This is a genomic window from Ferroplasma sp., assembly GCF_031200575.1.
Lineage (GTDB): Archaea > Thermoplasmatota > Thermoplasmata > Thermoplasmatales > Thermoplasmataceae > Ferroplasma.
Window position 1 is genome coordinate 506,055 of record NZ_CP133597.1, and the last position, 17,969, is coordinate 524,023.

Sequence of the window (17,969 nt, forward strand, 5' to 3'; positions counted from 1 at the left end):
TACTGTATATGGATAAAAAAACTGTTATACAGATAAATATAGAGGTTCCACATATTGTGGGAACTGCACTTCAGGAGGGAAAAAAATTCTTCGATGGAGGCATGGAGCTTTTAAGGTTTGGAACCAGAATAATCAGTAATAATATCTCAACGGAAGAAAAACCGCAAAAAAAGCTCAATAAAATAGAAATAAAATAATCAATTAATTTTTATTGCCTGGGATCAAGCTTATTAAGGGTTTTCTGTATTTCTTCATCAACATCTATTTTTGCCATGTCAGGGTTTTTGGCTATCATCGCAACCCTGCTTTCAAATCTATCCGCGTATTCAACATACTCCAGCCTTCTGGCCAGTTCTCCAGAAAATTCCATAATCTCATCATGCGTCGGCATATTTTCATACGATAACCTTCCAGCTGATTGACCCACATGAACATATCCCTTGGATTCTATGAAATCCGGATCGGCACGCCTGTCCATGGCCTCGTACTCATCATAATATGGGAAATTAACGTTTTTGACCATTGTGTGCCTTATCACCTTTCTTGTATCTAGGGATGGCAGGAGATCCAGGGTTTTATTGAAGTTTTCCCAGGCATTTCCTATGGAAGGATGGAGCACATCGTTGAATATTTCCTTATTTGGACCAGCAACGGTTACGTATAACTGGGTAGGTAACGGATTTAAGTTCTCCAGTACCTTTGGCATTGTTCCATTAGTTACAACAAAGGTTGTTATTCCTCTTCTGGTGGCCGCCTCTATGAGTTCCCCGAGCCTTGTATAAAGAGTTGGCTCCCCTGTAAGAGATATGGCCATGTGCCTGGGATGTGAAGCTTCTTCAAATAATTCCTTCTTTACCTTCGGATTTCCCTTGAAGCCAGATATAAGCTTAAGGTGCGCCTTGATGCTCTCCTCCAGTATAAATTCCGGATCGTCCTCCTTGTCTATGTGCATGGAGTCAAATCCCTGGAACCTCCAGCAGAAGTCACAGTTTTCAGAGCATGAATTAAGGGCGGGGGTCATCTGTATGCACTGGTGTGACTTTATTCCATAAAATGTGTTTTTATAACATGGGGCCTTGCCCAGCAGCTCACTTTTTGTCCAGTGGCAAACCTTTACAGCAGAATGGCTGCCAACCAGCCCGTAATGCTGTTTTTTATAGACAGCCTCATAATTGTTGATCATTATTAAGCCATTTAATAAGGATATTTAACATTTGCGAGACAGGTGATTTTGAAATTCCCTGATACACGCTAAATTTTTTATAAGTTGTACACATTATTAATTATGGCAAAACTTGAGAATAAAATAGTACTGATAACAGGGTCCTCAAGGGGACTTGGCAGGGCAATAGCAAGAAAATTTGCAGCAGAGGGAGCAAGGATAGCCATAAATTATAATCATGATAGGGAATCCGCAGAAAAATTGAAAAAGGAACTTACCGGTTCAGAAATTTTTCAGGCTGATGTATCAGATCATGCCTCAGTGGCCCGTATGATAAATGATATACACAGTAAGATGGGAACTATAGACATACTTGTCAACAATGCAGGCATACTCAGTGCATTTTCATGGGATGAGTTCAATGATGATATGGTAAAGAAAATATTTGATATTAATCTCATGGGCCCCATATACACTGTGAAGGAATGCCTGGATGATCTTAAGAAAGGCCATGGAATTATTATCAATATGGCATCAAATGCAGGGGTGGGAACTGCAGCTAAAGGCACGACATTCTACTCAATGACCAAGGCCGCAATTACAATGCTTACAAAGAGACTGGCATTTGATCTCATGGAATGGCATGTCCGTGTAAATGCCATAGCTCCTGGATGGATAGAATCGGATATGACACTTGGTGGAAAGAGCCAGGAAGAGGCTGAAAATCTCAGGCGGTCCTTCAGGTCTAAAACTGAGCTAAACATGACCGGGAAACCTGAGAATATTGCCGATGTAGCTTTATTCCTTGCAAGTAGGGAATCAGAGTATATGGATGGGCAGGTCCTTGTGGTTGATGGAGGAAGAATAGATAATCTGACCCATAGCCTTTAATCAAACCAGATAGCCCAGTATAAATCCCAGGGACGGTGATAGCACCCATGTAAGTATAATAATCAGGAATGGCCTCATATATATTGCCTTGTATTTATAGGAAATGCCCACACCAAATACGCTGGATGTCAGGGTCTGTGTATTCGAAAGCGGCACAGCAAACAATGTGGCAATTTCAACCAGGGCGGATGAAACTACCAGGGAGACAAGGGCATTGGAGTACCTCATGGAATACATTTCCTCCCCAACCCTTTTTATCACACCGCTGCTCAGGAAGAATGAGCCTGCAAATATGGCAAATGTCATAATAAGAATAGTTGTAACATTAAATCCCTCAACGTTTGCTATGAATCCCAGTGTGTTGGCACCAAGTGTAAACGCCGTCAGGAATGATGAAATAAGTATTAACAGTTTTAACCATTTTGCAACGCTCCAGACGTTTTTAAAATTCCTGTGGAAAACTCCCCTTTCTGTGAAATATGAAACGATTATGGATATTACAGGAGCAATTATCCAGAAGGCGATCATCAGCATGACAAATTTATAATCTATGGCATAGCCTATACGGATATCAATGCCAAGGGCTGTGCCTGCCAGTGCCATGGTGAGTGATAATGGTGCCCTTCCGAGATTTGCAAAGAAAAATATGAGGAACGATATAAGAAACGCATAGGTAATATACATATATGAATGTGGAACCAGTGATAGGGAAGCCCCGTGAAGGAATCTTCCCTCTATTATAAGCCCCATAAAAAATCCGGTAGAACCGATTAAAATCCCTATGTATCTTTCTACTATCCGTGACCCTATCAATGTACCAACCGCCGCAGAAAGATTATTGCCTGATACAAGCAGTGTGAGAAAGAATGTTAAGATGAGTGAGAATATAAAAAATATCAACTTGTCACCGCAAGCATTATTGTGAATACCAGGTCTGAGATATCCTCACAATCGTCCAGAAGGTCATCCAGCTTATGGGCAAGTGTATTCAGGTGCTCGAATACAAGGTATGACATTTTCCCGGAGTTTTTATATGTATAGTCAATGATATTATCCTTGATCTCGTCTACCTGCTCCTCTATGGCCTCAATATTTTTTCTGTCAGACCTCATTTCCCCAAGGTCATTTTCATTGAGTATGCTGTGGACATAATCCAGTGCCTTTTTGTTCGATTCCAGTATCTGGATGAAATTCGTATAGGAATTGTCCCTTATTTTCTTTTCATCAGGGGACATGGAATAATTTATATTGAATCTATTTAGCTCCCTGCTTACGAAATAGGTTTTATCAAGTATATCATCGCATTTTTCTATCAGGTCGAGCAGATTGTCCATTAAGCTGGAACTGATTGCCCCACTTGTGACCTCGTGCCTGAAATTTATATTCATTTCGTCCCCCTTCTTCTCCATTTCTCTGACCTTTTCATTGTACGTTTCTATATCGGCGGGGGCATTTTTAAGCATTAAGATTAAGTTTGAGGAATTTTCTATGCCCATTAAAGGGTATTCTGACAGCCTTGAGAGAAGATTTTTTTCTCCAACAACGAGTATTCTTTTTAAAAAATTGTAATTTACCATGGCAGATTATAAAAAATATGTATAAATACTTTAAAGATTTATGCTCTCGAGAGCATACTCAATGAGGAAATCTCTTTTGAATTTTCTATTCCCCATTTCTTTACCTTATCTATATCAACACCATTCTTTTTGGCGATTTTTTCCACAACCTTGAGCATTATTTCACCGCCAACGCCGAGTATTGTTCCTGTCCCCGCCCTGGCGAATATATTGCCATGGGAGTCACGGAACCCGTCCCTGGCTGCCATTTTTGCAAGGTGCCTGTAGGATGCATAATAAACACCGAGCTGTGTCGGGTTGAGCATGGAGTTGAGGCTTCTGGATTTGATTCTCCCCAGTGGAACATTTACCAGCGGTGTAACAGTGAATTCAAAGGGCCTTCCATCAACGTAAGAATGGCTGAGCTGGTTAATCATTGCAATGGAGTCCCAGTTATCCTCATCGGTTTCCTCCTGCTGCCCAACCTGTATTGTAAAGGCTGACCTCCAGTAATATTTGGTCTCATTGTAAACGCCTTCCCATACTATTTCATGGAAGGAACCGTCCGGCCCTATCCTCAACGGCATTGTTTTATTGGGCATGTGCTTTAATGCAAGTGAGTCGCTTCCTGTTTCAACTCCGGTCTGGATTCCTATCCAGTTGTCCGGGCCTGCCTTCAGTATTTCGCTGAGCTTTTTTATGAGTTCAGGGAATGCAGCGGGTATGGATATCCTGCCATGTGTGGGATTTGATCCTGTTACACCCTTTATTGACATTACAGTTTTCATCAGGTTGACCATTTCATCCTGGTTCGGTGTGAACATCTTTTCATGCTTGTATTCAAATATTTCATCGGAATGCAGCCATGCATGGTCATTTCCACCCCTTACGTTTACCTCTATTTCCCTCTTTATCCTGTCCAGGGAGTAATATCTCAATGGCCTAAGTGTAACCTCACAGAAATCACATCCAACACCGCAACCTCTCATTACTTCTACCATTCCCTTTGATGCAGGATTGACAATTTCTGGTATATCTTCAAGTGATGGATATGCCCTTATTCCGGTACCCCTTCCAACAAAGAGGTCATCATTCTTCACAACCCTCCTGAAATGGTCATCATATGTCATGTATCCCCTGGTAAACATATTCTTATCAATATCATCATGTTCTATTCCACGGAAAAGATCTGATATTATATCATCCATTTCCCCGGAAACCACATAATCAAAGTGGTATTTGTCGATTTCATCCCTGAGGACTGTAAATTCCCAGACACCGGGGCCACCTATTACCAGTTTGGCCTTTTTGCCTTTCCTTATCTGGTTGATTCTCTCCATGAGTATATCCCACTCACGTCTTACCCATGAATCAAGTGCTCCTCCAAATAATGCAGCGTATGACATGGTTGTCGGACCGATACCTAGGGGATCCATTGTGGATACTCCGATGATTTCAGTATCATCTGTGATAAAATTTGAAAGATAGTCCATATGGGCAACTGCAACATCCTTTTTAGGATTGTCCCTTAAAAGCCCCGCCTCTATTTTTCTTATAGCATATGGAGCATTTTTGGCCTCTCCATTTGGCAATGCCTCAGGAGATGGTCCTCTTAAGAATCTGTATACTCTTCCGGGTACCTTGCTTCCCGGAGCGCATGGTAAAAAATCCAGCAACGGGAAATTTCTGTAGTCGTAACTCAAGGTAGAGTCCGAAACTAAAACGTATTTCGTCATATGAAAGGACTTATAGAATTATTGTTTATAAATATTGCCATAAATAGAATTATATTTAAATTAACATCATCCAGATCATTAGTAATAACAGGGTTTTTTGTGAATTTATTATAACTACTAAATATTAAAGCAATAAAGAAAAAATAAAGGCAGCATAAAATTTATTTTCATATCTGAAACAGTAACGGGAGATGCCATCAATTGTGAATCCATTCCTGGTGAGTATAATTATTGACGGGATGTTAAATGTTAACACTTTTGTGTAGAGGCTGTTTAATTTCAGTTTTTCCCCTGCGAACTGTATTGCAAGACTCAGTGCCCTCCTGCCCACCCCCTTATTCCTGCAATCTTTTGCTATCCAGTATCCTATATGTGCCCGTGAATTTTCATAATCTATGTCAGACAGTCCAATAACACCCGCCAACCTGTTTGTGTACATAATATAGAAATCGATCTCAAACATTTCATTTCCTGATTCACGGTTCTTATTGATAAATGCAAGTGCATCCTCCTCTGTGTATGGATATGGAAAGCTATGTGCCATCAGGCGGAAACCCATTTCACTGTCATTGGCACCCTGTAGAAACTCATCCATATGGCCATCTGGGAATTCATTTGTAATCTCTATTTCACCATCTTTTAGCGAATAACTGTCCATTTAGTTTATCCTCCCTGGATAGGACATTCAAATTTTATAATTAAATATATAGTGCTATCAGATTTCATCTGCTGATGAGGCGAATTCCTAAAAACTTGATCCACTGCAATTCAAAGGTCTCCCATTTTTAAGTTAAAAATATACAAACAGTTTTAATTACAGTAAGTATGCCATAAAGATGGCAAAATGCGGAATAGATGAGGCCGGAAGGGGACCCCTGATAGGCCCGATGGTAATGGCTGTGGTCTGTGGTGATAGCAGTGAGCTAGAGCGTATTGGAGTTGCTGATTCAAAAAAATTGAGCCCGAAGAGGCGGGAACTCATTTATAAGGAACTTTCCGGATTCGTGCAGAACCATGTAATAATACCTCCGGCTGAAATTGATAGATATGTCAGGGACAAAAAATTAAATGTTATGGAAGAGCATTATGCTCTCAACCTCGTATCTTCGCTGCCTGCAGACTCCGTCGTATATGTAGATAGCTTTGACGTTGACGAATCCAGGCTGGAATCAAAATTACGGTCAGCTTCAGGAAGGGAAATAATATGCAGGCACCACGCAGACGACACCTACCCACAGGTTTCTGCTGCATCCATAGTGGCAAAAGTCATAAGGGACAGTGAAATAGAAAAACTGCATGATAAATTCGGAAATTTTGGATCTGGTTATCCTTCAGATCCCCGGACAGTACGTTTTGTGGAAAATGCAATTAAAGATCATGTAAATATAGACAGTATAGTTAGGCATGAGTGGAAAACATACAAAAATATGTTTAATAGTAAACTTAGATACTAAAAAATAATTAATATGTAGTGCCATTATCCATGAATGAATGTCACCGCGGTTATCCCCACAATAAATGAAGAGGGCACAATAGGAACAGTGATAGATGGCCTGAAGCAGGCTGTAAATGGAATAGAAATAATTGTGGTGGATACCAATTCCACTGACAGGACAAAGGAGATAGCAGCTGCCAGGGGTGCCATTGTAATAAATGAGAGCAGGAAAGGATATGGACGTGCATATAAGACGGGCCTGGAACACGCAACCGGTGATCTTATAGTATGCATGGATGGTGACAACACTTATCCTACAGATATAGTCAGGCCTCTGCTGGATATAATTCAGATGGATGCTGTGGACTTTATATCCTGCGATCGCATGACACTCAGAACCCAGCATAATTACACATCTCTCCATTATATCGGAAACAGTGTACTTAACTTTACAATGAGGCTCCTGTTCAAGATAAACCTCAACGATTCCCAGAGTGGAATGTGGATTTTTTATAGAGAATTTTACAGGAAGATGGGTAATCTAAGTTATGGAATGTCATTTTCTGAGGATATAAAAATAGATGCTGTCAGGCTCGGAAAACTCATAGAAGTCCCAATTAAATACGGAATAAGGATAAGCAAACCAAAGTTAAAGACATGGAATGACGGTTTCAGAAATCTTTTTCATTTATTTATAAAGAGAATTCAGGACTGAATCCTTACAGTCTTTTTCTGGGAATACTGTATATCTGGAGGTTTGGAATAAACAATAATCATTAACCCTGCTAGTACAATAATAGCAGCCAGTATAAAATCAAATGAATAGCTTATATCGTACGCAATGAAACCTGAAAGCCCTGCACCAAGTATCTGGCCAACACCATTGAGTGAGTTGTAATATCCTATAACCTTTCCCCTTATTGTAGACGTGGCCATATTTGAAATGCTGGTGACCTCACTTATTCCTATGAAGCTCCATATGCCTCCGAAGATACCATACATTAATATAAAAAACAGAAGGTATCCCACTGTATCAAATACAAAAAATGATAATATCCCCATTGAAAGAAACAGTATAACCCTTATGGAGGTGGAAATAGAAAGCATTCTATTTGAACCTATATAATTGATATATTTGCCTGCGGGTATGAATGTTGCTGCAGAGAAGAGGCTGTTGAGCAGGTACATAATATATATGTCATTCTCGCTAGCATTCATTTTTTTGATAACAAACACTGGATATGGAATGAAAAATAACTGAAATCCCATCATTAAGATGAGCGTGGTAATTAAATACAGTTTCAGGTGGCCCGGTATTTTTATTTTGTTTTCCTTTCCCGGTATATGGACAAGATGGGTTGGAAAATAACGTACCCTCTCTATTACATGGAGGGCAAACAGGTAGCCTATTTTCTCCCTCTTTATTTCCTGTTTTGGCTCTTTCAGGACTATTATGGAGATAACCCCGGCAATCAGGTAAAACCAGGCGGCAATAACATAAAGATATGGCATCAGAATATCCCCTATTCCACTGAACAGAGTCAGTATCACCACACCCACTCCAAGCCCTATTACTGTTCCTACGGCACTGTAGCTGTTGAATTTTCCCATAACCTTTGGCCAAGCCGATTGCTCAGAATTTTCAAGGATTAGCAGTGTTGAAACGGGTACACTGGCCATTGCAAGAATCTGAAACATTATTAGCATGGATATATAGGATGGCATGTTGTGTACAAAAAGCACCATTAGTAGAGAAAGAAAAGATCCCATGAATCCTATTATAATAAATATTTTTCTTCTTTTGACTTTATCTGATAGGTTTCCCCACATTATAAGTGCAGGCACGGATGCCAGTGAGGATATGGCAGATACAATCCCAACAAATTCTACATTGCTTTTCAGATAAAATACTATGAATAATGGGATCAGTGGCGTGGTAAGCCCTGCTGCAAGATTTGAAAAAACATAGCCTATAAACCATCTATTGTCCGTGCAACCACTTTGAAATTCGTTATGTTTCATGTGTATATTTATTTTACTGTTTGAATGTTTATAAAACTGGATTAATAACCTAAGTAGGGTGTGCGTCTCACAGGAATTCTCCTGTTAACACAGGGTGCCCGCAGATATGGCAATTATTAAATAAAAATTAAATGAATACATAATTATACAATTTATCAATATAACATGATGGAAAAATTTACCCCCAGGGAATGGCAGGATGCCCTAATCAGCACAGTATCCGAAAACCTTGAGGAAAAAAATAAAATTGCAGTGGAAGCCCCAACCGGGTCAGGAAAAACCAGTTTCATACTTTATCTGGCATTACTTACTGGAAAAAAACTTATTTATCTTACCAGGACACATAATGAATTTACAAGGCTTTATGAGGACAATGAGAAATATTTCCATATACCAACACTGTATATGTTCGGGAAAAACAAATTGTGTCCTCTCAAGGAACGCTGGTACGACTCAGAGGAGGATGGTCAGAAGAACGTATGCAAGGGGTGCCCGCTCAAGGATAAAACCGTTAAACTGGAACTAAAGTCCATAAGGAGTCCGGAGGATTTTCTGTCAGATATGGAAGAGGATTCCACAGAGCTTATAAGGCAAGATATTGCTTCAAAGGCTCTGGGAAGAGATACAAAGGGAAACCTTGTCGCCATAAAGAAGGAAAATATGAAATCCTACTGTCCATATTATTCCGTACGGGCCAGCATGGTGGATGCCCAGATTATTGCCATGACATACAATTACCTGTTGAATCCATCCATACGTTTCAATGTATTTCAGGGCACTGATGGGGAAGAAATGATCCACCTTGATGATTATTATATAGTTTTTGACGAGGCACATAATCTGGATTCTGTGATTGAAAACTTTGGCAGAACCCTGCAGATAAAAACAGTTGAAAAGGCTATAGACCTCCTTGTAAAGGACTTCCCCATAGAAAGCTATAATTCATATGAGAGAGTCCAGGCTAACCTCATACTGGAAAACCTGCTTTCCAACATGAGCTCAACACGGGGGACAGAAAACCTGAAATCATTTAAATTTTCAAATGATTTTCAGTCCAGAATATCAGACCTGGAACCCTTGAAAACATTTAGTGATGAATTTGAGAAGAAAAACGAGAACCGGCCATTGAAAAAGAGGAGCAGGAATTATCTTGAGACTGTCTATAATTTCCTTTATGATTACCAGAGGATGGAGAACGGCGCCATATATTCCACGATTAATAGCACAGAGAAGAAAGAACTTAAATTAAAGCTCATGTATTATGATACCTCTGGCTATCTTTCCTTCTTAAAACCCAATCCGGTTATATTCATGTCCGGCACACTTCCATCGGTGGACCATATATCAAAGGTATGGAATATGGAGGACGTGCTGTACCTTAAGGTTGATAGTATATTCAGCAATGCAGGGGGTGTAAAGAACTACCGGATAGTTGAAGGATACACAACCCTCGGCCGTTACCGTGATAACGTAGAAGAATGGGCATTGATGCTGAAAAAATACATGCAGTTTGTTATAAAAAAATATTCTGAATCAGAAAAGAGCGTGCTTGTCGCCGTCCCATCATATAAAATAATTTTCGGTGATACCTATACAAAAGTTCCGGGCCTGGCAAATTTCCTTCCTGAGAGCATGCGATCAAAAAGCATATTTGAGAGCAAGAAAATTTCATATTCTTATATAGAGAAAAGGGCCACTGAGGGTAAGATTATCATATTCTCTGTTCATGGGGGCAGGCTTCTGGAGGGAATCCAGCTGGTAAGCAATGGAAAGAGCCTGATCAGCGATGTAATTATAGCCGGGCTTCCTCTGATACCGCTTGATGACTACAGAAGGGACAAGATAAAATACCTTGAAAAAACACTGAAAAGAAATGCATATAATTTGCTTTACTTTGAATTTGCACTCATAAAAATAAAGCAGGCAGCCGGACGGTCCACCCGGTCGCCACAGGACGAATCAAATATCTGGTTATGTGATGATAGGTTTAATGATAGGTTCTGGCGGGATAACCTGCTGGAGAATAATCAACATTAAAATTATAAAATATTTATAAGCCTTATTCCTATTGAACATCATGGTTGCTGTAATCGATTCATTATTGAAAAACGAAAAACTTGTAAAACCCGTTAATCCTGATGCCTCAAATTATTACCTTCCGGTTAAGTCCCTTCAATTTTCCGGGAAACTGGGACTCGAACATGAAATTGAAATGGAAGCCCGCATACTGAAGGTCACTGGTACTGAAGACTATCTCAATACCGATGATTTGAGAGACCTTGATGGTATGACTGTGAGGCTTTACCTGAATCCGGCTGGCTGTGGCCCAAACGATGGCATTTTCTTTTCCAGGCTGGCATATAGGGCACTTGATGCGCATTCACTTATTCCAGAAAAGTACAGAATAAGGCTGGAGATATTCAGCATTGGAGAAAAGCCAGTAGGGGAAAATATTGAAATCACGCAATAATTTCGGCCTTAAAATCATAAAATATTTATCTTAATTTGTATTGCATAAGATGCGCTTGTTGTTGCTAATGATATTGCGGTTAGGCAAAATATTAAAAGCAAAAATGCAATAACCGTAGTAAGCCGCCATAGCTCAGTTGGTAGAGCACTCGGCTGTTAACCGAGCGGTCGTCGGTTCAAGCCCGACTGACGGCGCAAGGGGTTGTAGCTCAGCTAGGTAGAGCGCCTGGCTCATAACCAGGTGGTCGTCGGTTCAAACCCGGCCAGCCCCATTAAGTATATGTGCAGGTTCGGGCATTTTTTGAACCTTTTTATTCAAACTCTGATCTTCCCGAAAAAGTTCCTCAAGCTTTATTTTCATATCTTTTGCCACCTCCATATTTGATAAATGTGTGTACCTCTGGGTTGATCTTAAGGACCTATGGCCCAGATAGGTTTGCACCCTTCTGATATCCACGCCGGCACGTAAAAGAGCGGTTGCGCAGTAATGCCTTGCAGAATGGGCATGGAACTTTGGGGCCCCTGCCTCCTTTGCTATTTCCTTTATTGTATTCCTTAGATATTGATATGTCATCCTTCCATGTGTCGTTGTAAACAAAGCTGAAGCATCTGTTGCAGGCCTGTAGTATTTTATATAATCATTTAAATTCCTCATTGCCGAATCCGTTAGTGATATTATTCTAGGCGCCTCGTTTTTCTCAGACCTTATTTTTATCCCATCATCGGAAACATCCTCGATATTTATTCTTACCAATTCACCGATTCTTATGCCGCCCTGGAATAATATCTCCATTATGGCTTTATTTCTTGAGGCTATTGCCTTATTCTTATAACTTCCAGCTGTGTTTATTATTTTTCTCACCTCCTCGTCACTCGGAATAAAAGGCTCAGGTGCAGGCGGCTCCTTGAAATGCGGTACCTGCACATCTATATGAAGAAACCTGAACCATGATCTGAGATCCTTTGCTGTGTCATTTAACGCAGAGGCCTTTTTGCCGTTTTTTACCTCCCTGGAAAAGAATTTTAATATCTCCCTCTGGTCCGGATTTAAAACGTTTATTTTCTTTGACATAAAGCGCATCCTTCTTATTGCCCTTTCTGTTGTTGACGGAGAATAACCGCCGAGTGTAAGGGCCCATTGCTCGTATTCTAATAATTTGTTTTCAAGTTCATTATTGTTACTCATGTTTCACCTCCAATGCATGCCTGAAAATGAATGAAACAAGAATGCCTGCGAATAATCCTGCAAGATAGCCTGTTCCTGGTATTCCTGCTATCCTGGCCAGCCCTGTTAAGCCAAGAAGTCCTATAACAGGAAATACAATTTTTGGATTGTCAATACCCTTAAATTTTTCACTCATTCTATCAACCTCAGACTATTTTTATGGCACTCCTCTATGTGCCTTATAATCTCTTTTTTTGTTCCGTCTACTTTGCATTGTATGCATTTGTATATTGTATCATTGTAAGCTGAATTATGCTCTTCAATTTCCAAGTATTTCTCTGCAGTTAAGTATATGTAATACTTATGGCCATTCCAGTGAACTATCATAATTCGCCCTCTTCCTTTAATTCATTATATTTCTGTCTTAACTCGCTTTTAAAATCATATATTTCATTGTCATCCATATCCTCGATTAAATATACGAGTGCGTCTGCCATGCCGTCAAGGTCCTTGTTAAGCCTGTCATAAAATTTTTTATATTTCTCATCAACATCGTATGCTGATATCATGCCGACACCTCGTCATATCTGATTATTTTATTGATTGTAATCTCCACATAGTCGCCTTTTAAGATTTCAAATCTTTCTCTAAAATCAGCAGGGAAAGTTATCCTTCCATTTTGCTCTACTTTTTGAATTATTTTTTTATTTATTACTCTTTCCATATATGGAATAATACATTATAATATATAAATATTATTATAATTCCATATATGGAATTAAGAATAATAGAAATTTTTATTCATTCCTTATTATTAATATGGATTAAATGAATGAAAATTTACTTGGAACAAAAAAAGGGAAAATTTTAGTTTTTCTTTTATCCGGCCCAAAAATGATGACTGAATTAAAGAGTGTAATTTCTAGTTATGATGTTTTAAGATACAATATACTGGAGTTGCAAAGTTCAGGCTATATCACTAAAACAGAATCTAGAGACAATAATAGAAAATATGTTGTATCGTTAACTGAGAAAGGCAGAGAGGTAGCACAGAATCTTAAAAATGCTGAGGAAGTCTCCGAGGGAAGAATAAGGATAAACGGCGATGATGAGATAAACATTCAATTATCCACGGAGGAAATAGAAAAATCAAAGAATCTCAGGTTTTTGTTCCATGTCAATGTCCTCGATGACCATATAACAGTTGAGGAGGTTGTTCCAGGTAAAAATCCGAGGATTTTCAATATTTATATAAAACAGAACGGCGGCGGTAATTTTAGATTATGGTGCGAGCAGGATAATAGTTATGATTGCTGGCATGTCCGTGCGGCATGGGGATATCCTCAGGTCCAGGCAATGATGATGCGTTATAAAGGAAAAACAAAAATATGCCCGGTATGCCATTTTGAGAATCCGGAAAATGCTAAATTCTGCATGAACTGCGGGGCTAAATTAGAATAAATAGGTGGAATGAATGGAAGAAAAAATGGCAATAGAAAAAATAAGGAATGCGGTGGAGATAGCTACAAAGAAGATTATTGTAATAAATGATCAAAATATAATGGCTGAAAATAAGGAAAACAGCAATTCTAGAAATTTTCAACATGAAAATTTCTTAAATGCTATGATATACCATGAATTGGTATCTGATAGTTATTTTTCCTTTAATGATATATATATGGAGTATCCATATCCAAATGACGATTTAAGTGCAGATTTTGTAATAAAAAACGTTTTCAGGGAAAATGAGATGGAAGATTTTATTTGTGAAGTTAAGACCTTTGGATATCAATATAAATCAGAAAGTTTTATATCCACCAATAATGTTAAAAAATATCTTTATGAGGATATCGAAAAGTTGCAGAATCTTATGGATTATAATAATCTGGTTCCGGTAAACGGAATTGTAATAATAGTAAATATGACCAGATATCCAGGTAATTATTATGAATATAAACCCATGAACATTCTTTTAGAAACACTAAAAACAATGTTAAACGATGGAAAATATTCAGATAATATGGTATTCATATTATCAGATAATGCCAGGGCAATAGCAATAACCGCAGATGAAATCAAGAGGTATAAAGAATGAAATTTTGTTTATTTTATAATTGCGGGGCGAAGCTGGAATAAAAAGGTGAAATAAATGGAGGAAAACGAATTTAAAAATACTGCAAAAGAAATTGCTTGTAAATTAAAGTTATTAAATAAAAAATGGGATGGTAAAACTTCTATATTAGAAATGAAAAATCAGAATTATAATCAATGGAAGCAGATGGAATGGATAGGTTGGTATTTTCAATTTTTATGTGAAAAAAATTTACAAGATTTAATGGAAATTCCAGGTAATAGATATGGAAATGTAACCTTTGATGCTTTTAAAAATGTTCCATGGGATTTCAAAAGTCATATTGAAAATGATAAGGATGGAAATGAAAAAACAGTTATAATAATTAATGATAAAGCGGCCATTGATAATGCTATTAAGCAGTATGGATATATTGGATTAATAATAGGAGTAGGCTATGCTAAATGGAATGATAAAAATAGGACATTTCAAAAATGGGTTGAAGAATTAAAAGGTGGGAAAAGTGAGTATGAAATAGAAAGAATAGAAAGAGGTGCAAGTTCAAGATTAAGAAAAGTATCATTTGATTTGAATGACATATTGTTTATAAAAATATCAAATGAAGAATTAGACAAATTAGGAATATATAAGCAAGGGCGTAATTCTAATGGTAATGAGCGAATGCCAAAATATGAATTGGATTTAAATGATATAAATTCATTTGAACATTATTCTTGCTTTGAACTTTGTTGATTTGTTAATTCAAATAGATCTAATTGATTATTATTAAAATTAATTTTATAATCATTATTTTTAAGCCTTTCTTGTATAAAATTATAGTATTCTTCTGAAATTTCAAATCCTGTAAAATTTCTGTTTAATAATTTACTTACTACTGCTACCTGTCCTGAACCTAAAAATGGATCTAATATAATATCATTTTCTTTACTTGAATATTGCAATATTTTTATTATTAATTCTGATGGTAATTTTGTTGGAGTTTTAGCAATACCATGCCAATATTCTCTTTTAATCTCCCATACATCTTCTATATCATGATAACGTAAATCCCTTTTATTTACTACCATACCTTTATTATATCTTGAATAAGGATAAAATACACGTTTTTTCGGATTTTTACATACATATAAACAATGATAATGAGAAGTTACAAACTTATTTTTTGTAACAACTCCAAATTGATATTTCCATATAATGTGGTTTACAGTTATAAATCCAATATCATCTAATGCGTTTAATATATCTTTAAGGTTATTCCAACCAGAAAAAACATACATGCTTCCAGTGTCCTTTAAAACTCTATATGCCTCTTTCATCCATTTATAAGTAAATTCATAATAATCCTCCTTTTTTACTTCATTATATCCTTCCATAACTGATGATTGTGTTCTATGGTAATTAGCTCGATTTAGTTGACATGATTATATCACATCCTTCCTAATAAATATGTCGATGCTGTTATCTGTAATTTTAGAGTTCATTCCTGATATGCAATCCGTATTATAAATTTTGTTAATAAAATCATTTTTTTGTTCTTGATTTTCTACCATTTAATCACTCCTTTATACCAAACCTGCTCTTTAATCTATTCTGTATTAACTTGTTGCTTTTCATTTCTAATGTATAATTACTTAATCTTCTATTTCTTACCATATTAAATAATCCTAAATTTAATTTTAGTATTTTTATCATATTATAATAGCATTATTAATTACTTTATAAAATTTAGTAATAACAAAACGATATAAATAATAATTCCAATAAATTATAAGCGATTTCATGCAATTTTTTAAATACTTCTATTAGTTAACTTTCATGTCTGTAGACAATTTAGAAGAACGTAAAAATATAGATAGCAATTGGAATATTTACTTCTTTTAACTTCTTATTTTCACTCTTTTCGTAACATTGCCGAAGTTCTGGATCTTTTAACTCATTAGTAAGCCATACCGTAAATTCATTATCATTCTCTTTCCAATGTTCTTTATCCCAATTCGACATACTTTTAAGATGTTCATATCCATGTACAATCTCATTTATAAAATCTGTGCAGTTTTTGTATTTTTCTCGTAAATTCATATTCTCCCAAAATTTTTCCTCCAACGATCCCTTGTACAATATTTTTTCACGCTCTCCTACCATTTATACCACTAAATATATATTTTGACTTTATTATTATATCTTTCTTATTTTAGAAATATGTAAGTAAAATTATATAAAATAGTATTATGGAAATTATAATAATATTCCCTTTAAGGCGTCCCTTTCAATTTCCGGCGTAATCACCAGATAATATTTTAATGTGGTTGCAGCACTTGAATGGCCAAGTCTCCTGGCTATAATCTTTGCATCTACCCCATGCTGCAATAAATATATGGCTAATCCGTGGCGGAACATATGCGGATGCAATTTTAATCCGATTTTATTGCCATATCTGCTTACAATCTCCCATGCCCTCTGCCTGGTTATAGGATCTTTATTCTGATTATCCATTTTAAAGAAAATCGGACCTGAATTAATGTTCAACATCCTTAGAAAATTGGAGACCTCAAGCAATAATGAATCTGATACTGGTATCCTGTTAATATACCCGTGCCTTTTCTTTACTGTTAAGACAATTTCCTTTTTTGAAAAATCGATATCCTTTGTTTGAATGCTGATAATATCTGATACCCTGCCTCCTAGCTCCCACATCATCATTACAAGAAGTTTATCCCTTGCCTTTAAGAAAGGCACTAGCTTTTTATTCAAATAATGGCGGTATTCCTCGTTGTCTATTGTATTCAACAGGGACTGGTAATCATTATAGCTTATATGCGGTGGAAGGTCATATTCATCCTTCACCCTCATAACCTCCTGGAATTTTTTAAAATTTTTATTTTCTATTTCAGACATTTCTTTACACCTGTGTATAATGTTAGTCATTTTTAAATATAAATTTATTCCTTCATGCTGGATTAAAATTCAATTCAAAAATAGGGTATTTAAAACTATATTGCAATCCACTCTGTTTTGTTAAGCAATGGATTTGAATATTATTTCTCCTTTCTCACTATCTACCAGTACAAAATAGAGATCCAAACTGAAGAAGTGGCCAGGATAATAATTAAAATAAATATTATGAGGGCGGTCATGCCATAATTATAATCATTGTAAAAAACAAGCAGAATAAGGATGGAAAACATTATTCCAGTAAGAGCGTAAAATAATACTGATTTCAATTTATCATTATCCATTAAACCATATTACAATAAATTTAAAGATTTTCTCTATTTAAATACTTTATAAAGAAAATTGTCCGATCCTGATATTCCTAATACCTCTCTCCCTTTGGGCCATACCCATCTTAAAATGTTATTTTTCCTAATTTTAATTTATACAAAAATACTAAAAATAAAGGATTTTGAAATTATAGACTAATACATATTATGTTACTAAAAT

General features: G+C 36.8%; 22 protein-coding genes, 2 tRNA genes and 1 pseudogene. 11 read left to right on the plus strand and 14 right to left on the minus strand.

Translation table 11 applies throughout. The features are described from left to right. The first annotated feature begins 8 nt into the window (after positions 1–8). Entirely contained in the window at positions 9–197 is a 189-nt protein-coding gene (locus RE471_RS02810) for a hypothetical protein (RefSeq protein ID WP_309215266.1), read from the plus strand. Positions 198–208: 11 nt separating this feature from the next. Here the strand turns inward: RE471_RS02810 and twy1 are convergent, their stop codons facing one another. Then, positions 209–1,183 (minus strand): 4-demethylwyosine synthase TYW1, encoded by a 975-nt coding sequence (gene twy1 / locus RE471_RS02815; RefSeq protein WP_309215267.1) that lies wholly within the window; start codon positions 1,181–1,183, stop codon positions 209–211. A 102-nt stretch (positions 1,184–1,285) separates the two neighbouring features. Here twy1 and RE471_RS02820 point away from each other — a divergent pair, with 102 nt between their 5' ends. Further along, on the plus strand, positions 1,286–2,053 hold the full coding sequence (locus RE471_RS02820) for an SDR family oxidoreductase (RefSeq protein WP_309215268.1): 768 nt from the start codon (positions 1,286–1,288) through the stop codon (positions 2,051–2,053). On the opposite strand, the gene RE471_RS02825 is transcribed toward RE471_RS02820, so the two are convergent. The 4 genes from RE471_RS02825 to RE471_RS02840 all read right to left on the minus strand — a co-directional run bounded on the left by RE471_RS02825 (position 2,054) and on the right by RE471_RS02840 (position 6,003). Next, positions 2,054–2,953, minus strand: coding sequence for an inorganic phosphate transporter (locus RE471_RS02825; protein WP_309215270.1), 900 nt, complete (start codon positions 2,951–2,953; stop codon positions 2,054–2,056). Then, a complete protein-coding gene (locus tag RE471_RS02830) occupies positions 2,950–3,630 on the minus strand; it encodes a DUF47 family protein (protein WP_309215271.1) in 681 nt (226 codons plus the stop codon). The genes RE471_RS02825 and RE471_RS02830 overlap by 4 nt, the downstream gene beginning before the upstream one ends. Before the next feature lie 38 nt (positions 3,631–3,668). Beyond that, entirely contained in the window at positions 3,669–5,345 is a 1,677-nt protein-coding gene (locus RE471_RS02835) for a radical SAM protein (RefSeq protein ID WP_309215272.1), read from the minus strand. Positions 5,346–5,469: 124 nt separating this feature from the next. Further along, a complete protein-coding gene (locus RE471_RS02840) occupies positions 5,470–6,003 on the minus strand; it encodes a GNAT family protein (protein WP_309215273.1) in 534 nt (177 codons plus the stop codon). A 178-nt stretch (positions 6,004–6,181) separates the two neighbouring features. Here RE471_RS02840 and rnhB point away from each other — a divergent pair, with 178 nt between their 5' ends. Both rnhB and RE471_RS02850 read left to right on the plus strand, forming a co-directional pair. After that, on the plus strand, positions 6,182–6,799 hold the full coding sequence (gene rnhB / locus RE471_RS02845) for a ribonuclease HII (protein ID WP_309215274.1): 618 nt from the start codon (positions 6,182–6,184) through the stop codon (positions 6,797–6,799). 33 nt (positions 6,800–6,832) lie between these two features. Next, positions 6,833–7,495 carry a glycosyltransferase family 2 protein gene (locus tag RE471_RS02850; protein WP_309215275.1) on the plus strand — a complete coding sequence of 221 codons (663 nt, stop codon included), beginning with the start codon at positions 6,833–6,835 and terminating at the stop codon, positions 7,493–7,495. Here the strand turns inward: RE471_RS02850 and RE471_RS02855 are convergent. Beyond that, on the minus strand, positions 7,486–8,802 hold the full coding sequence (locus RE471_RS02855; RefSeq protein WP_309215276.1) for an MFS transporter: 1,317 nt from the start codon (positions 8,800–8,802) through the stop codon (positions 7,486–7,488). The genes RE471_RS02850 and RE471_RS02855 overlap by 10 nt on opposite strands. A gap of 168 nt (positions 8,803–8,970) precedes the next feature. On the opposite strand from RE471_RS02855, the gene RE471_RS02860 reads away from it, so the two are divergent. From RE471_RS02860 to RE471_RS02875, 4 genes are all read left to right on the plus strand, one after another. Next, positions 8,971–10,839, plus strand: coding sequence for an ATP-dependent DNA helicase (locus RE471_RS02860; RefSeq protein WP_309215277.1), 1,869 nt, complete (start codon positions 8,971–8,973; stop codon positions 10,837–10,839). A gap of 40 nt (positions 10,840–10,879) precedes the next feature. Continuing rightward, complete coding sequence (locus RE471_RS02865; RefSeq protein WP_309215278.1) at positions 10,880–11,272, plus strand: hypothetical protein; 393 nt, start codon at positions 10,880–10,882, stop codon at positions 11,270–11,272. 121 nt (positions 11,273–11,393) lie between these two features. Then, positions 11,394–11,466, plus strand: a tRNA-Asn gene (locus tag RE471_RS02870). Between the two features lie 3 nt (positions 11,467–11,469). Next, positions 11,470–11,543: transfer RNA gene (locus RE471_RS02875), tRNA-Ile, on the plus strand. Here RE471_RS02875 and RE471_RS02880 read toward each other — a convergent pair. The 5 genes from RE471_RS02880 to RE471_RS02900 are packed head-to-tail and all read right to left on the minus strand — an operon-like array spanning position 11,525 to position 13,160. Next, positions 11,525–12,457 carry a tyrosine-type recombinase/integrase gene (locus RE471_RS02880; protein ID WP_309215279.1) on the minus strand — a complete coding sequence of 311 codons (933 nt, stop codon included), beginning with the start codon at positions 12,455–12,457 and terminating at the stop codon, positions 11,525–11,527. The genes RE471_RS02875 and RE471_RS02880 overlap by 19 nt on opposite strands. Further along, entirely contained in the window at positions 12,450–12,632 is a 183-nt protein-coding gene (locus RE471_RS02885; RefSeq protein WP_309215280.1) for a hypothetical protein, read from the minus strand. Before RE471_RS02885 ends, RE471_RS02880 begins: the two co-directional genes overlap by 8 nt. Further along, on the minus strand, positions 12,629–12,823 hold the full coding sequence (locus tag RE471_RS02890; RefSeq protein ID WP_309215281.1) for a hypothetical protein: 195 nt from the start codon (positions 12,821–12,823) through the stop codon (positions 12,629–12,631). The genes RE471_RS02885 and RE471_RS02890 overlap by 4 nt, the downstream gene beginning before the upstream one ends. Beyond that, positions 12,820–13,005, minus strand: coding sequence for a hypothetical protein (locus tag RE471_RS02895; RefSeq protein ID WP_309215282.1), 186 nt, complete (start codon positions 13,003–13,005; stop codon positions 12,820–12,822). Before RE471_RS02895 ends, RE471_RS02890 begins: the two co-directional genes overlap by 4 nt. Then, positions 13,002–13,160 carry an AbrB/MazE/SpoVT family DNA-binding domain-containing protein gene (locus tag RE471_RS02900; protein WP_309215283.1) on the minus strand — a complete coding sequence of 53 codons (159 nt, stop codon included), beginning with the start codon at positions 13,158–13,160 and terminating at the stop codon, positions 13,002–13,004. The genes RE471_RS02895 and RE471_RS02900 overlap by 4 nt, the downstream gene beginning before the upstream one ends. Positions 13,161–13,264: 104 nt before the next feature. On the opposite strand from RE471_RS02900, the gene RE471_RS02905 reads away from it, so the two are divergent. Genes RE471_RS02905 through RE471_RS02915 form a run of 3 tightly spaced genes read left to right on the plus strand, consistent with a single transcriptional unit; the run spans position 13,265 to position 15,260 of the window. Continuing rightward, a complete protein-coding gene (locus tag RE471_RS02905) occupies positions 13,265–13,897 on the plus strand; it encodes a zinc-ribbon domain-containing protein (protein ID WP_309215284.1) in 633 nt (210 codons plus the stop codon). Positions 13,898–13,910: 13 nt separating this feature from the next. Then, complete coding sequence (locus tag RE471_RS02910) at positions 13,911–14,531, plus strand: hypothetical protein (protein WP_309215285.1); 621 nt, start codon at positions 13,911–13,913, stop codon at positions 14,529–14,531. Between the two features lie 54 nt (positions 14,532–14,585). After that, positions 14,586–15,260, plus strand: a complete 675-nt coding sequence (locus RE471_RS02915; RefSeq protein WP_309215286.1) for a hypothetical protein — start codon at positions 14,586–14,588, stop codon at positions 15,258–15,260. Here the strand turns inward: RE471_RS02915 and RE471_RS02920 are convergent. The 3 genes and pseudogenes from RE471_RS02920 to RE471_RS02935 form a co-directional block, all read right to left on the minus strand. Continuing rightward, positions 15,236–16,078: pseudogene (locus RE471_RS02920) on the minus strand (DNA-methyltransferase). The gene RE471_RS02915 and the pseudogene RE471_RS02920 sit on opposite strands and share 25 nt — an antisense overlap. A 280-nt stretch (positions 16,079–16,358) precedes the next feature. Next, positions 16,359–16,670 carry a hypothetical protein gene (locus RE471_RS02930; protein ID WP_309215289.1) on the minus strand — a complete coding sequence of 104 codons (312 nt, stop codon included), beginning with the start codon at positions 16,668–16,670 and terminating at the stop codon, positions 16,359–16,361. 93 nt (positions 16,671–16,763) lie between these two features. After that, positions 16,764–17,423, minus strand: a complete 660-nt coding sequence (locus RE471_RS02935) for a site-specific integrase (RefSeq protein ID WP_309215290.1) — start codon at positions 17,421–17,423, stop codon at positions 16,764–16,766. Between the last annotated feature and the right edge of the window lie 546 nt (positions 17,424–17,969).

Coding starts and splice junctions, on each gene's coding strand:
- RE471_RS02810 (WP_309215266.1), top strand. CDS start 9: ATGGATAAAAAAACTGTTATACAGATAAATATAGAGGTTCCACATATT.
- twy1 (WP_309215267.1), bottom strand. CDS start 1,183: ATGATCAACAATTATGAGGCTGTCTATAAAAAACAGCATTACGGGCTG.
- RE471_RS02820 (WP_309215268.1), top strand. CDS start 1,286: ATGGCAAAACTTGAGAATAAAATAGTACTGATAACAGGGTCCTCAAGG.
- RE471_RS02830 (WP_309215271.1), bottom strand. CDS start 3,630: ATGGTAAATTACAATTTTTTAAAAAGAATACTCGTTGTTGGAGAAAAA.
- RE471_RS02835 (WP_309215272.1), bottom strand. CDS start 5,345: ATGACGAAATACGTTTTAGTTTCGGACTCTACCTTGAGTTACGACTAC.
- RE471_RS02840 (WP_309215273.1), bottom strand. CDS start 6,003: ATGGACAGTTATTCGCTAAAAGATGGTGAAATAGAGATTACAAATGAA.
- rnhB (WP_309215274.1), top strand. CDS start 6,182: ATGGCAAAATGCGGAATAGATGAGGCCGGAAGGGGACCCCTGATAGGC.
- RE471_RS02850 (WP_309215275.1), top strand. CDS start 6,833: ATGAATGTCACCGCGGTTATCCCCACAATAAATGAAGAGGGCACAATA.
- RE471_RS02855 (WP_309215276.1), bottom strand. CDS start 8,802: ATGAAACATAACGAATTTCAAAGTGGTTGCACGGACAATAGATGGTTT.
- RE471_RS02860 (WP_309215277.1), top strand. CDS start 8,971: ATGGAAAAATTTACCCCCAGGGAATGGCAGGATGCCCTAATCAGCACA.
- RE471_RS02865 (WP_309215278.1), top strand. CDS start 10,880: ATGGTTGCTGTAATCGATTCATTATTGAAAAACGAAAAACTTGTAAAA.
- RE471_RS02880 (WP_309215279.1), bottom strand. CDS start 12,457: ATGAGTAACAATAATGAACTTGAAAACAAATTATTAGAATACGAGCAA.
- RE471_RS02885 (WP_309215280.1), bottom strand. CDS start 12,632: ATGAGTGAAAAATTTAAGGGTATTGACAATCCAAAAATTGTATTTCCT.
- RE471_RS02890 (WP_309215281.1), bottom strand. CDS start 12,823: ATGATAGTTCACTGGAATGGCCATAAGTATTACATATACTTAACTGCA.
- RE471_RS02895 (WP_309215282.1), bottom strand. CDS start 13,005: ATGATATCAGCATACGATGTTGATGAGAAATATAAAAAATTTTATGAC.
- RE471_RS02900 (WP_309215283.1), bottom strand. CDS start 13,160: ATGGAAAGAGTAATAAATAAAAAAATAATTCAAAAAGTAGAGCAAAAT.
- RE471_RS02905 (WP_309215284.1), top strand. CDS start 13,265: ATGAATGAAAATTTACTTGGAACAAAAAAAGGGAAAATTTTAGTTTTT.
- RE471_RS02910 (WP_309215285.1), top strand. CDS start 13,911: ATGGAAGAAAAAATGGCAATAGAAAAAATAAGGAATGCGGTGGAGATA.
- RE471_RS02915 (WP_309215286.1), top strand. CDS start 14,586: ATGGAGGAAAACGAATTTAAAAATACTGCAAAAGAAATTGCTTGTAAA.
- RE471_RS02930 (WP_309215289.1), bottom strand. CDS start 16,670: ATGGTAGGAGAGCGTGAAAAAATATTGTACAAGGGATCGTTGGAGGAA.
- RE471_RS02935 (WP_309215290.1), bottom strand. CDS start 17,423: ATGTCTGAAATAGAAAATAAAAATTTTAAAAAATTCCAGGAGGTTATG.